General features: G+C 71.4%; 4 protein-coding genes, 1 tRNA gene and 2 pseudogenes. 3 read left to right on the top strand and 4 right to left on the bottom strand.

Annotated elements, in window-relative coordinates; translation table 11 throughout:
• The 3 genes and pseudogenes from ABZ079_RS35295 to ABZ079_RS35285 form a co-directional block, all read left to right on the top strand.
• Positions 1-167: pseudogene (locus ABZ079_RS35295) on the top strand (IS630 family transposase); the annotation flags it as partial.
• A gap of 2 nt (positions 168-169) precedes the next feature.
• Positions 170-328: a helix-turn-helix domain-containing protein gene (locus tag ABZ079_RS35290; RefSeq protein WP_356943538.1), complete on the top strand. Its 159-nt coding sequence runs from the start codon at positions 170-172 to the stop codon at positions 326-328.
• Positions 328-1244: pseudogene (locus tag ABZ079_RS35285) on the top strand (tyrosine-type recombinase/integrase). The gene ABZ079_RS35290 and the pseudogene ABZ079_RS35285 overlap by 1 nt, the downstream one beginning before the upstream one ends.
• 71 nt (positions 1245-1315) lie before the next feature.
• Here the strand turns inward: ABZ079_RS35285 and ABZ079_RS35280 are convergent.
• The 4 genes from ABZ079_RS35280 to ABZ079_RS35265 all read right to left on the bottom strand — a co-directional run bounded on the left by ABZ079_RS35280 (position 1316) and on the right by ABZ079_RS35265 (position 14605).
• Positions 1316-1388 (bottom strand) — tRNA-Arg (locus tag ABZ079_RS35280).
• Positions 1389-1854: 466 nt separating this feature from the next.
• Complete coding sequence (locus ABZ079_RS35275) at positions 1855-3057, bottom strand: cytochrome P450 (protein WP_356943537.1); 1203 nt, start codon at positions 3055-3057, stop codon at positions 1855-1857.
• Positions 3054-6932 carry an amino acid adenylation domain-containing protein gene (locus tag ABZ079_RS35270; protein ID WP_356943536.1) on the bottom strand — a complete coding sequence of 1293 codons (3879 nt, stop codon included), beginning with the start codon at positions 6930-6932 and terminating at the stop codon, positions 3054-3056. Before ABZ079_RS35270 ends, ABZ079_RS35275 begins: the two co-directional genes overlap by 4 nt.
• The gene (locus tag ABZ079_RS35265) at positions 6929-14605 is read right to left on the bottom strand and encodes an amino acid adenylation domain-containing protein (RefSeq protein WP_356943535.1); all 7677 of its coding nucleotides are present in this window, start codon (positions 14603-14605) and stop codon (positions 6929-6931) included. Before ABZ079_RS35265 ends, ABZ079_RS35270 begins: the two co-directional genes overlap by 4 nt.
• Between the last annotated feature and the right edge of the window lies 1 nt (position 14606).

Raw genomic sequence — 14606 nt, 5'->3', positions numbered from 1 at the left:
TGCTGCGGCGCAGCAGCCAGGCCAACACCGACTTCACCGACCCCGACCACCTCATCAGCACCCTCCGAGACGGTCTCCGCCAGATCCAGTACCGCAGCAACCTCATCAACGGATGTCTCACCGAAACCGGACTCACTTTGACGACATCACGGCAACAACCTCAGTAACGGTGCCGGACGTGATGGAGCGGCTGAAGGTCGGTCGGTCCACGGTCTACGACCTCATCCGCTCCCGCCGCCTGCCCTCGATCACCATCGGCCGGTGCCGTCGCATCCCGGCGCGGGCCGTCCGCGAGTACATCACCAACGAACTGGAGGCAGCCGCCTGATGGTCCAGCAGCGCAAGCGCAACCCGAACGGCGCCGGCACCATCACCAAGCGCAAGGACGGCCGCTTCCAGTGCGCGGTCTACGTGCTCCAGCCGGACGGCACCCGTGCCCGTAAGTTCGCCTACGGCAAGACCTGGGCCGAGTGCGACGCCAAGCGCCGGGAACCGCTCGACAAGGTCGACCAGGGCGTCCCCGTGCCGACCCGTTCGGCCAAGCTCTCCGAGTGGCTGCCGTACTGGCTGGACAACGTCATCAAGCCCCGGCGGAAGCTCAGCACGTACGACAAGTACGAGACGCACGTCCGGCTCTACTTGGTGCCGCTTCTCGGCGCCAAACGGCTCGAATCGCTAGGGGTCGCTGATGTGCGCCGGTTCCTCGTGCGCCTGGAGATGGAGACCACCGCGGCGACGGCCAAGGAGGCACATCGCGTGCTGCGTTCGGCGCTGTCGTCCGCCTGCCGTGAGGAACTGATCACGCGCAACGTCACCAAGCTCGTCGAGCCTCCTCGCACCGACAACCGCGAGTTGAAGCCCTGGACTCTGGACGAGACGCTCGACTTCCTGGCGGCTTCGCGCAAGGACCCGCTCTATGCGGCCTTCGTGCTCGCCATCGCCATGGGCCTCCGCCCGGGGAGAGATTGTCGGGCTTCGCTGGTCGGACGTCGACCTCGACAACCGCGTCCTCTACGTCCGCCAGCAGACGCAGCGCCGCCGTGGCGTGCTGTACGACGACGCCCCCAAGAGCCGTCGCCGTCGAGCCGTCCCGCTGCCCGCCCTCTGCATTGCCCCGCTGCGCTGGCATCGGATGCGGCAGGCATACCATGGACGTGTACACCCACGTCGTGCAGGACACGCAGCGCGAGGCCATGAGTCACATGGACCGGCTGCTGCGGAAGAGGCGCCCTGATCGCGGGTGACCGCACCCGTTGATGTCAGAAGTAGATGTCAAAGGCCCCGGACCAAGATCGGTCCGGGGCCTTTGCCCTTGTGCCCCCGGCAGGATTCGAACCTGCGACACCCGCTTTAGGAGAGCGGTGCTCTATCCCCTGAGCTACGAAGGCGGGGCTTGTGCGAAACCTTGCACGGACTCGATGGACGAGCCGCGGCCAGGTCTCTTGGTCAAGCCCTGAGCGACCTGGGGCAGGTCGCTGGGGTGAGGAGGCAGGCTGAGCCTACGACGCACGCCACAGCGCCCGCCAGGACGCTCGATCCACAGGGTACCGGATCAGGGCTGGGGCGGGCGCTGGTGTCGGGGAGCCGAGTGGGAGAGGTGTTCGGGCCGTGTGGCTCAGCAAGGGGCTCCTCCCTGGTGCAGTGCACGGCTGGTCGAGTTCTGGACGAGGACGAAGCCGAGCGTCAGGAGTCGCCGGGCTTCCGTCCCGTAGGAGATGAGGCGCCCGCCCACCGGAACTCGAAGCCCGTCCTGCTGGGCGGCGCACCGAGATCACCACCCGGTGTCCCGCCCGGTTCACCAGCAGGGCGGTCGCCGCGCCGTTGCCCGCCTCGTCACGTCATCGGCCCTGGCGATCAGACCGGTGTGAGGGCGACCGGGAGGGAGTCGATCCCGGACAGGAAGTTGGAGTAGACGCGCCGCGCCGGGGCGGTGAGGCGCATCTCGGCCACCAGGTCACGCAGGTCACGCAGGACCGCACCGATCTCCGCCCGCGCAAGGAACGCTCCCAGGCAGAAGTGCGGGCCGAACGCGAACGTCAGATGCGGGTTCGGGGTCCGGGACAGCAGGAAGCGATCCGGTTCGTCGAAGGCCGACTCGTCCCGGTTGGCCGCTGTGTTCCAGAGCGTGACGACGTCACCCGCCCGGATGGTACGGCCCTGCAGGGCGATGTCGACGGCGGCCGTCCGTCCCGCGTGCAGCGTCGGCGTCGTCCAGCGCAGGACCTCCTCGACCGCCGTCTCCGTGGCGATGCCGCCCGCCTGGTAGGCCCGCCACTGATCCGGGTGCTCCAGCAGCGCCGCGACCGCCCCGGCCAGCGCCAGTCGTGTGGTCTCGTCACCGCCCAGTATCAGGCTGTAGCAGTTGAGGACCACCTCCTCGTCCGTGAGCTCCCTACCGTCGACCCGGCACCGGGTGAGGAGACTGACGACGTCGTCCCCCGGCTCGCGCCGTCGCCGTGCTGCCAGCTCGGCGAAGTAGAAGAGGATCTCACCCCGGGACACCCAGGAGTCCGCCGCCAGCCCTTCCGCGCTCTCCGCCCCGAGTGCCGACGAGGTCATGGCCAGCAACTGCTGCCGGTCCGCACGCGGCACCTCCAGCAGGTCGCAGATCGCCCGGAGCGGGAGCTGCCCGGCGACGGTGCGGGCGAAGTCGCACCGACCTCGCTCCATGGCTTCCGTGACCAGTTCCCGGGAGGCGCGCGCGATGCTGTCGACCACCGACGCCAGGGCCCGCGGCGAGAACGCCTTCATCAGCGCATGGCGCAGCTGCGCGTGCCGGGACCCGTCCATCACCGGCAGCATCCGCCCGGCCGCGTTGTCGCCGCCGCCCAGCAGGGTGTCGAGAACATTGCCTCCGTCTGAGCGGAACCGCTCCGTGTCCCGGTACGCGGCCGCGACATCCGCGTGCCGGGTCAGGACCCAGAACCCGGGCCGGGAGCCGCGCTCCGGCTGCCAGTGGAGGGGCTCCTGCGTCCGCAGCCACCGCCACACCTCGGACAGGTCGTTCTCCGCGTGCAGCACCGGATCGGCGAGGTCCAGCTCCGTCACACTTCTCATCGCAGGGCCGTCTCTCCGGCCGTACGGCCTCCTGTGGCCCGGTCCGACAGCACCTTGCCGATCGCGGTGAGCGGAGCGGGATCCAGCATCTCGTAGTGGCCGCACGCGATGTCGAAGGACGAGAGCCGCCCACCGCCGAACGTCTGCCACGCGCCCGGGTCGCTGCCCGAGCCGTCCCCCACGGCCCGGAAGTGGAGGATGTCGACACCACGCGTCCGTACGGGCGTGGTCCGCAGTACGTCCACCGCCGACCGCACCGCCAGCCGCGCGCCCTCCACCGCCCGCTCGCCGAGCAGCGCGATCTGCCCCGGTGGCGTCCCGTCCGGGGCGAACCCCGCCGAAGCGGACACATGCCGGTGCGTCTCCTCCCACCCGGGCAACAGGGCCTCCTCCGGTGGCGGGTACGAGTCCAGCAGGGCCACGAACTCCACGGCGTGGCCCGTCTCGGCCAGCTCCGCGGCCACCCCGAAGGCGATGCTGCCGCCGACCGACCAGCCGAGCAGCCGGTACGGCCCTTCCGGCTGCACCTGCCGGATCCGCCGGGCGTAGTCCCGCACCAGCTCATCGGGTGTGCGTGCCCCTCCGTCAGGATCGACGAGGCTGCGCGCCTGCAGACCGTACAGCGGCACGTCCGGATCCAGGTACGGCAGCAACCGGGCGTACGGCCAGGCCAGCCCGCTCGCCGCGTGCACACAGAACAGCGGTCGCCGGCGCCCGCTCGGCCGGAGCGGCAGCAACACGTCCAGCCCGGAACCCGCACCCTCGCCGTCGATCCGGCGCGCCAGTGCCCCCGGCGTCGGCGCCTCGAACAGGGCGCGGACGGACAGCTCGACACCCAGCACCGTACGCACCCGGCTCACCAGGCGGGTCGCCAGCAGGGAGTGTCCGCCCAGATCGAAGAACCCGTCGTCGGGGCCGACCCGGTCCACACCCAGGACCTCGGCGAACAGCGCGCACAGCGGCTCCTCGTGCGCATGGGCCACCGCCCCGCCGACGGTGCTGCCGTACAGGGGGGCCGGCAGCGCCGAGCGGTCCAGTTTGCCGTTCGGCATGAGCGGGAACCGCTCCAACTGCACCACCGCCGAGGGCACCATGTGGTCGGGCAGGACACCACGGAGGAAGCGCCGCAGCTCCGACCCGTCGAGCACCGTACCGGGCCCGGCCGCCACGGCGTAGGCGACCAGCCTGCGGTCGCCCGCCCGGTCCTCCCGTACGACCGCCACAGCCCGTGCCACGCTGTCGTGCCGCAGCAGGGCGGCCTCCACCTCGCCGAGCTCGATCCGGAAGCCACGGACCTTGACCTGGCCGTCGAGACGGCCGAGATACTCCAGCTGCCCGTCGGCCGCCTGCCGTACCTGGTCGCCGGTGCGGTACATCCGGCCGCTGGGCGCACCGAACGGGCAGGCCACGAACCGCTCCGAGGTCAGCGCCGGCCGGTCCAGGTACCCGCGGGTGACGCCCGCGCCCGCGATGTACAGCTCACCCGGCTGCCCCACGGGAACCGGCTGGAGCCAAGGATCCAGTACGAAGACCTGGGCGTTGGGCACGGGCCGTCCGATCGGCGGATCGCCGTCGGCGGGCCCGTGGCCGCTGCGCCACCAGGTCGAGTAAGTGGTCGCCTCGGTGGGACCGTAGATGTTGGTGACGGCGCAGCCGGGCACGCGCTGCCGCAGGTCGCGCAGCAGGGCCCCCGTAACCGCTTCCCCACCGAGCACCACATGCCGTGCCGACACCTCGAACGCGCCATCCGCCAGCATGCTCGCCATCGCCGACGGGACGCCGCTGACCAGGCTGCCCGACCAGCCCTCCCGCTCCAGCAGTCCGAACAGGTCGTCGACCAGTTCCAGCCGTCCGCCGAGCGCCAGGGTCGTGAGGATCTCGAAGACCGAGACGTCGAAGCTGAGCGAGGTGGACGCCAGGACCCGGGCCATGCCGTCGGGGCCGAAGTGGTCCTCGACGGTCGCCACGAAGTTGACGGCGTTCGCGTGTTCGACGACCACGCCCTTGGGGGCGCCGGTGGTGCCCGAGGTGTAGATCACATAGGCCGGATGCCGGGGGAGGAGCGGTCCGGGGCGCTCCGCGTCCACGACGTCTCCGTCCTCCTGCGCCGCGATGTGCCGCGCCACGCCCGCGTCGTCGAGGACGAGCGCGGTCGTCCCGTCCGGCAGCACGCCCCTGGTCGCCTCGGTGACGACCGAGAGCCGGGGCCGTGAGTGACCGAGCATCTGCGCGATCCGGTCGGCCGGATAGCGCACGTCGACCGGCACATAGGCGGCTCCGGCCTTGAGGATGGCCAGGAGGGCGACGACCATGTCCGCGGTCCTGGGCACCGCCAGCGCCACCCGGGTCTCCGGCCCCGCTCCCGCGGCCAGCAGCACACGCGCCAGTCGGTTGGCCCGGCGGTTGAGCTCGTCGTAGGTGAGGGACTGCCCCCGGTGGGAGAGGGCGCAGGCCCGCGGGGTCCGTGCGGCCTGCGCCTCGATCAGCGCGGGCAACGTGGCGGGGGCCACCGCGCGGGCGGTGGCGTTCCACTCCTCGATCAGCTGGTGGCGCTCGTCGGCCGACAGCACGGACAGGGTGCCGGCCGTGCGGTGCGGATCGTCGGCGATCGTCTCCAGGATCCGTACGAGCCGTTCACCGATCCGCTCCACCGTCTCGCGTGCGAACAGGCCGGGCCGGAAGTCCAGCCGGATCCCCAGCTCCTCGGCCGGCGTGCAGATAAGCGAGAGCGGGTAGTGCGTGGCGTCGAACCCCGTGACATCAGTGAGACGTGCCGCGCCGAGGCGCCGCTCGCCCGTGCTCATCGGATAGTTGTCGAAGACGGTCGTGGTGTCGAACAGGGCGCCGAACCCGGCCTGCTGCTGGATCTCCGGCAGCCCGACGTGGTGGTGCTCGAACAGATCGAGCTGCTCGTCCCGGACCCGCTCCAGGAGATCCAGCAGCGTGTCCCGGGGATCGATCCGCACCCGTGCCGGAAGGGTGTTGATGAGCAGCCCGACCATCGTCTCGATGCCCTCTACGTCGGCGGTCCGCCCGGACACCGTCATCCCGAACAGTACGTCGCTCTGCCCGGTCAGCTGCCGCAACAGCAGACCCCAGGCCACCTGCACCACGGTACTGAGGGTGACCTCCGCCTTCCGCGCCCGGTCCACCAGCGCGGCGGTGCACGGTGCGGACAGCTTCCGCACCACCCGTTCCGGCACCACCGTGCCCGCACCCGGCGCCTGCGGTGCCACCAGAGTGGGCCCGTCGATCCCGGACAGCGCCTCGGCCCAGGCGGCTCGTGACACGGCCGGGTCGCAGTCGGCGAGCCAGTCCAGGTACGAGGTGTACGAGGGGGCGGCGGGCAGCCGGTGCGCCCTCTCGGCCCCGGCGCCGTACAACTGGAACAGCTCGTCCAGGAGGACCGAGGTGGACCAGCCGTCCAGGATGATGTGATGGTTCGTCAGCGCCAGGCGCCACCGCTCGTCGGTCATACGGATCAGCAGAAAGCGGATCAGCGGGGGCCGGGCGGTGTCGAAGCGCCGCCGCCGCTCTTCCTCCACCAGCCGCGCGGCTTCGTCCTCCCGGTCCTCGGGAGCCGTTGCGGTGAGGTCGGCCGCCCGCCAGTCCAGCGGTGCGCTGGGCACCACGAACCGGACGGGAGCGCCCGACGCGTCCGTACGGAACCCGGCGCGCAGGCTGTCGTGCCGATCCAGCAGCAGCTGACAGGTCTCCCGCAGGGAGATGGGATCCAGGGGCCCCTCGAAGTCCAGTGCCAGCTGGGTGGTGTAGATGTCCTGGCCGTCCGCGTCGAACGCCGTGTGGAAGAAGAGCCCTTGCTGGAGCGGAGCCGGCCTCGACATCTGCTCGTGCTCTCGAAGTGGTGCGGTCACGCCGTCTCTCCCAGGTCGCGGGTGCGTGCGATGAGGGTGTCCAGGGCCTCGAACCAGGCGTCGGCCAGGGCCTCCACCTGTGGCCGGTCCAGGAGGGCGGTCGGATAGGCCCAGGTGACACGCAGTTCCGGCTCGTCTCCGCGGTCGAGGACGATCGCGGAGACCTCCAGCAGATGTGTCAGGGGCATCCCGGGATCGCCGCCGCCGGCGATCGCTCCCGCCTCCGGCGCCAGGCCCCAGTCGGCCTCGTCCGGTCGGTCGAACCGGCCCAGGTAGTTGAAGAGGATCTGCGCCCGGGGCTGTGCGCGGAGCGCGGGCGCGGCCTCCGGATGCAGATGACGCAGCAGGCCGAAGCCGATCCCCTTGTCCGGCATGCTCCCGAGCTGATGGTCCACGGCTCGTACGACGTCGACCGGATCGTCCGTCCGCCCCGCGAGCCGGACCGGGAACATGCTGGTGAACCAGCCCACGGTCGCGGACAGATCGAGACCGTCGGCGATCTCCTCCCGGCCGTGTCCCTCCACGTCCACCAGGAACGGCGCATCGGTGGCCGTGCCGGGGCCGAGCGCCGTACGCCAGTGTCCTGCGGCCAGGCTCAGCGCGCCGAGCAGCACCGCGTTCACTCCGACGCCGAGCCGGGCGGGTACGCGCGTGATGAGCGGCATCGTCCGGTCGGTGGGAAGGACTCGGGTGACGGTGCGCTTCGAGCCCTCGACATCACGGGTGGGAAGGAGAGCCGCGCCGGTGACGAGGTCGTCCGCTCCCTCGACCAGGTTGCTCCAGAAGGGGAGTTCGGACACCCGCTCGCGTGCCTCGCGGTGCAGACGCCGTCCCCACTCGGCGAAGGACACGGGAGCGAAGTCCGGCTCCGGCGCCCGGTCGTCGGCACCGGTGCTCAGGTCCTCCAGCAGGATGCGCCACGAAACGCCGTCCACCGCGAGGTGGTTGATCATCAGCAGCAGCCGGCCGGGCCGGCCGGGACCCGCGTCGAACCACACCGCCTGGAGCATGTTCCCGTCGCCCGGAGCCAGCCGCCGTCGAGCCGCGTCCGTCTCGTCACGGACCAGGGCGGCCAGTTCCCCGGGGCCCCGGCCGGCCACATCGATCCGCACGATGCGCCCGGCCGCGTCGACCGAACCGCGCGGCAGCACCTCCAGTCGCCAAGCGGGAGTGCGCGTCAACCGCATCCGCAGCGCGTCGTGCCGGTCGAGCATGGACTGGAGCAGCGTCCGCAACCGTGGCAGGTCCAGGTCAGCCGGGGTCCGTACCAGCACGGACTGGTGAAAGCCGTCGACGGGGCCGCCCCGTTCGCGCTGCCAGTGGACGATCGGGGTCAGCGGGACCTCGCCGGCCGGTGCTGTGGCCGGCCCCGCAGGTGCCTTCGCCGTCCGTACACGCGCGTGCCGTGCGAGTTCGGCGACGGTCCTGTACCGGAAGACGTCCCGCGTCGAGATGACCAGGCCCCGCGAGCGGGCCCTGGACACCAGCCGGATCGACACGATGCTGTCGCCGCCGAGATCGAAGAAGTTGTCGTCGACGCCGACGTCGGCCCGTCCGAGGATGTCGGCGAACAGGTCGCACAGGAGCTTCTCGGTGGGTGTGCTCGGTTCGCGGGTGATGGTGGGCGAACGGTGGGGTGAGGGCAGGGCGGACCGGTCGAGCTTCCCGTTGGGCGTGAGCGGCAGCCCGCCGGCAAGCGTGACGATGGTGGGAACCATGTACGGGGGCAGCGTCTGCCGCGCCCAGTGGGTGAGGTCGGAAACGAGTTCCTCGGTGCCGGTGCCGGTGCCGGTGCCGGTGCCGGTCGCTTGCCCCGCTACGACGTAGGCGACGAGACGGCGTTCGCCGGGCTCGTCCTCGCGCACGACGACCGCGGTGCGGGTGACACGATGGTGGCGGTCCAGGACCGCTTCGATCTCCCGGGGCTCGATCCGGAAGCCGCGTACCTTCACCTGGTCGTCGGTACGTCCGAGGAAGTCGAGCTCTCCTTCGGCGGTCCACCGGACCAGGTCGCCGGTGCGGTAGAGGCGGGTGCCGGGCGGACCGTAGGGGTCGGCGATGAACCGTTCGGCGGTCAGCCCCGGGCGGTTCAGATAGCCCCGGGCCACTCCGGTACCTCCGATGTACAGCTCACCCGGCACTCCCACGGGTACCGGCTGGAGTCCCTCGTCCAGTACGCACACCCGGGTGTCGCCCAGCGGGGAACCGATGGGCGGACGCCGCTTGTTGCGTGGGCCGATGGAGGCCGCCAGTGACCAGATGGTCGTCTCGGTGGGGCCGTACATGTTGGTGACGGTCCGGGCGAGGGCGGTCAGCCCGTCGGCGAGGGCGGGAGGCAGCGCCTCGCCGCCCACGAGCACCCGTAGCCCCCGGACCGCGTCGGGGACTTCGTCCACGAGACCGGACCACAGCGAGGGTGTCGCCTGTACGGCGGTGACCGCCTGCTGCCGGATCAGCCGGCCGAGGGAGTGCGGATCGCGCACCTCGTCCGGGGAGGCGAGGACGACCGCGGCGCCGTCGAGCAGCGGCAGGAGGAGCTCGAGATGGGCGATGTCGAAGCCGACGGTCGTCACGGCGAGCAGCCGGTCCGCGGGGCCCAGCGGCAACCGGCCCCGCATGGCGGCCAGCAGATGGGCGAGGTTGCGGTGGGTGACGGTGACTCCCTTCGGTCTGCCCGTCGAACCCGAGGTGTAGAGGACGTAGGCCGTGCTGTCAGGCAGTGCCGGCTCGTCCAGGTCGAGGTCCTCGGCGGCGGTGGCGCCGTCGGCGAGCCGGGGGTCGTCCAGGGTGAGCCAGTCGTCGGTGCCGATCGCGTCGCGGGTGGCGCGGTCGGACAGCACCAGGAGTGTCGCCGCTTCGGACAGCACCATGGCCACGCGCTCCCGGGGGTGGTGCGGATCGACCGGGAGGTATGCGGCGCCGGTCCGGTGCACGGCCAGGAGGGCGACCAGCAGATCGGGAGAGCGGTTCATGGCCACGGCGATCAGCTGCTCCGACCCGGCCCCGAGCTTCCGCAGGCGGCGGGCCAGCCGGGCCACCCGTGTGTTCAGCTCCCCGTAGGTGACCCGGCCGCCTGCGTGCAGCACCGCCGCCGCGTCGGGCGTCCTGGCGGCCTGCTCCCGGAACCACTGGGACACCGGGCCCTTCGGTGCAGCCGCGTCGGCCGGTCCGCTCCCAGCCGTGAGGACGGCATGACGCTCGGCGGGGGAGAGGATGTCCAGACACCGCACCGGCCGGGCGGGATGGGCCACCGCGTCGGCCAGCAGGCGGGTGAAAGACCCGGCGAGCCGTTCCGCGGTGGCATGGTCGAAGAGGTCGCGGGCGTACACGAGCCTGCCGTCCAGCCCGCCGTCGGACTCGGTGACGTCGAAGAGCAGGTCGAAGCTGACCGTCCGGTGCCTGCCGTAGTCCGGCACGTCGATGTGGAGGCCGGGCAGCTCCGCTGAGCCGGTCTCGTTGTTCTGCAGGCTCAGCATGACCTGGAAGAGGGGATGCCGGGCCGCCGACCGGACCGGGTTGACGGCTTCCACGACCTGCTCGAAGGGCACGTCCTGGTGGTCAAGCGCGGCGAGTACACCGGCACGGACCCGGTCGAGCAACGCACCGAAGTCCGGATCACCGGAGACGTCGGTCCGCAGGACCACGGTGTTCACGAAACACCCGACCAGGTCGTCGAGACCGCTGTCGGTGCGTCCGGCGACCGGGCTTCCGACCAGGATGTCCGTACCGGCGCCGAGTCGTCGCAGCAGGCCCGCCAGCGCGGCGTGCAGCACCATGAACACACTCGAGCCGTGCTCGCGTGCGAGTGCGGTCAGCCGCTCGTGGTCCTCCGGGGCGAGCCGGAAGGGCACCGTGCCGGCCCGACGGGTGGCGGTGGCCGGGCGCGGCCGGTCGACGGGCAGGGATGTTTCGGCGGGAGCACCGGCGAGTGTGCCGGTCCAGTGGGCGATTTGCCGGCTGAGCAGGCTGTCGGGGTCGTCGGGGGCACCCAGTTGCTCGCGCTGCCACAGGGTGAAATCCGCGTACTGCACGGGCAGTCCGGGCCACTCGGGGGCGCCTCCCCGCAGTCGGGCGGCATAGGCGTGGGAGAGGTCACGCAGGAAGGGGGCCGCGGACCAGCCGTCGAAGGCGATGTGGTGGAACGTCACGGCGAGCACGTGCTCCTGGGGAGCACTGGCGAACAGCTCGGTCCGCACCGGTATCTCGTGGGCCAGGTCGAAGACGTACTCCGACGCCGCGGCCACCGCCGCCTCGACGTCCTCCGGTGACACCTCCCGCACCGGCAGGTCGAGGGTCACCGCGTCCAGAACCCGCTGCCGCGGCGTCCCGTCCGTCACCGGGAACACCGTGCGCAGGCTCTCGTGCCGCAGCACCACGTCCCGCAGCGCCGCCGACAACGCCGTGACGTCCAGGGGCCCCGACAGCCGCAGGGCGGTCGTGATCGTGTGCGACTCGGCGTCTTCCGTCAGCTCGCCCTGCAACCAGAACCGCAGCTGGGAGAAGGACGGGGGCAGTACCTCCCCCCGCGGCCGGGGCCGCAGCAGGGCGCGGCCGGTACTCGCTGTGCCGAACCTCTCGGCGAGCCCGGCGGGCGTCGGCGTCTCGAAGAGCGTACGCATCCCGATCTCCGTGTCCAGCACCGAGCGCAGCCGGTTCACCAGCCGAATGGCCAGCAGTGAGTGTCCGCCGAGACGGAAGAAGTCGTCGTCGGTGCCTACGGCGGGCAGTCCCAGGACGTCGGCGAACAGTTCGCACAGGAGCCGTTCGGTGGGAGTGCTCGGCGGACGGGAGGTGGTGCCGGCCCGGGGGGCGGGCAGGGCGGCTCGGTCGAGCTTTCCGTTGGGGGTGAGGGGAAGCCCGTCGGGGAGCACCACGATGGTGGGGATCATGTAGTCGGGCAACGTCCGCCCGGCGTGCTCGGTGAGATCCGGCGTGGGATCTCCGGCCGCGGTGGCGGTGGGTACGACATAGGCGATGAGGGTGCGTTCACCCGGCTGGTCCTCGCGTACCAGGACGGCTGCGCGGCCGACGCTGTGGTGGTGTTCCAGGGTGGCCTCGATCTCGCGGGGTTCGATGCGGAACCCGCGTATCTTGACCTGGTCGTCGGTGCGGGTGAGGAAGTCGAGTTCTCCGTCGGCGGTCCATCGGACGAGGTCGCCGGTGCGGTACATGCGGGTGCCGGGCGGGCCGTAGGGGTCGGCGACGAAGCGCTCGGCGGTGAGTTCCGGGCGGTTGAGGTAGCCGCGGGCCAGTCCGGTGCCCCCGATGTGCAGTTCTCCGGCCACCCCCGCGGGCACCGGCTGGAGCCGCTCGTCCAGCACGTACACCCGCGTATTGGCCATGGGCCGGCCGATCGGCGGCCTGCCGTCGGCGTCCTGGGCCGGGTCCAGACGTCTGTAGGTGGTGAACGTGGTGTTCTCGGTCGGCCCGTAGGCGTTGGTCAGCGCGGTGTCCGGGAAGTCCGTCAGCATCTGCCGCACGGCTTTGGCCGACGGCGGCTCGCCGCCCACCCAGACGTGCCCCAGCCGAGCGAGTGCGGAACTGCGCTCCGCGACGAGCAGGTCGAAGAGCGAGGCGGTGAGGAACGCGCTGGTCGCTCCCCCCTCCGTCACGGTCCGTTCCAGTGCCTGTGCCGAGGAGTCTCCGGGCGGCACCATCACGACCGTTCCGCCGTTGAGCAGCGGCACCCACAGTTCGTACGTCGAGGCGTCGAAGGAGTGCGGCGCGTGGGCCAGCACCCGCGCGTGGCCGCCGTCCGCCGCCCAGCAGGAATCGGCGGCGAGCCCGACGATGCCGCGGTGGGTCACCACCACGCCCTTGGGACGCCCCGTGGAGCCGGATGTGTACATCACGTACGCGGCCCGGTCACCTGTGAGGTCCGGCCATTCGTCCGCATCCGAGGCGAGTGGATCGGCGTCCTCGGCCGAAACCACGGGCAGGCCGAGCGGCACGGCCGCGAGCGCCGCGGCCCGCTCCCTCGTGGAGTTGTCCGCCAGGACGAGGCAGGGGCGTGCCTCCTCCAGGATCGTGCGCAGACGTTCGTCCGGATTCCGCGGGTCCAGGGGAAGGTAGGCGGCGCCGGTCCGCAACACGGCCAGCAGGGCGACGACGAGGTCGGCGGAGCGGTCCATGGCCACGGCGACCAGCTGTTCCGGGTCCGCACCGTGCTTGTGCAGGTGACGGGCCAGGCGGTCGGCCCGTGAGGCCAGCTCCCCGTAGGTGAGCCGGGACTCCCCGCAGATCACTGCGGTGTCGCCGGGCGCGGCGGTCACGCGTCGCCGGAAGAGCTCCGGTACGGACTCCGCGGGGAGCGCCGCGTCCCGGCCGTTCCACGTCTCCAGCGTCGTGTGTCTCTCGGAGGGGGCGAGAAGGTCGAGCCGGCCGATACGCCGCGCGGGCGCGCCGACTGCCTGGCTCAGGAAGGCGGTGAAGTAGTGGGCCAGGCGCTCGGCGGTGCTGTGGTCGAAGAGGTCACGGGCGTAGACGAGGGTGCCTTCGAGCGCCCCGTCGGTTTCGGTGACGTCGAGGAGGAGGTCGAAGTCGATGGTGCGGTGTGTGCCGTAGTCCGGCAGGCGGGTTTCGAGGTGCGGGAGGTGCGCGGCGGCGGTGGCGTTGTTCTGCAGGCTGAGCATGACGTGGAAGAGGGGATGCCGCGCGGCCGACCGGACCGGGTTGACGGCTTCCACGACCTGTTCGAAGGGGACCTCCTGGTTGTCGAGTGCGGTCAGTACGCCGGTGCGGACGCGCTTGAGCAACTCGTGGAAGTCGGGGTCACCGGAGGTGTCGGTGCGGACGACCACGGTGTTGACGAAGCAGCCGACGAGGTCTTCGAGGCCGCTGTCGGTGCGGCCGGCGACGGGGCTGCCGACGACGATGTCGGTGCCGGCGCCGAGTCGCTGAAGGAGCCCCGCGAGCGCGGCGTGCAGGACCATGAAGGTGCTGGCGCCGTGCCGGCGGGAAAGTTGTGCGAGTGCCCGGTACTCCTCGGCCGGCAGGCGGAAGGGGACGGTGCCGGCGCGGTGGGTGGCGGTGGTGGGGCGTGGGCGGTCCGTGGGGAGGGGGAGTTCGGCGGGGGCGTCGGCCAGGGCCCGGGTCCAGTAGGCCAGCTGGTGGGTGAAGAGGCTGCCGGAATCGTCCGGCGCGCCGAGTTCCTCACGCTGCCAGAGTGTGAAGTCGGCGTACTGGAACGGGAGTTCGTCCCATGCCGGAGGGTTTCCGTCGAGTCGCGCGGTGTAAGCGTCGGAGAGGTCACGGAGGAACGGGGCGGCGGACCAGCCGTCGAAGGCGATGTGGTGCACGGTGATCGCCAGTACGTGGTGGCGGGGTCCGACGGCGAGCAGCACGGCCCGCAGGGGTATGTGGCGCTCCAGGTCGAAGACGGACTCGGACGCGGAGACCACCGCTGCCTCGACATCCTCTTCCGCGACCTGGACCACAGGCAGCTCGACCGTCACCGTGTCCAGGATCATCTGCCGAGGCACCTCGTCGGTGACCGGGAACACGGTGCGCAGACTCTCGTGCCGCATGACCACGTCCCGCAGCGCCTCCCGCAGCGCCATCACGTCCAGCCGGCCCGCGAGCCGGAGCGTTATCGACGTGTTGGGTGATGCACCTCCGCGGTCCATCTCTCCCTGGAACCAGAACCGCAGCTGCGAAAATGACAGAGGAATCACG

The sequence above is a fragment of the Streptomyces sp. NPDC006314 genome, assembly GCF_040613075.1.
Classification (GTDB): Bacteria; Actinomycetota; Actinomycetes; order Streptomycetales; family Streptomycetaceae; genus Streptomyces.
This window is presented reverse-complemented; position numbering and strand designations above follow the sequence as displayed.

Coding starts and splice junctions, on each gene's coding strand:
- ABZ079_RS35275 (WP_356943537.1), bottom strand. CDS start 3,057: ATGAGAAGTGTGACGGAGCTGGACCTCGCCGATCCGGTGCTGCACGCG.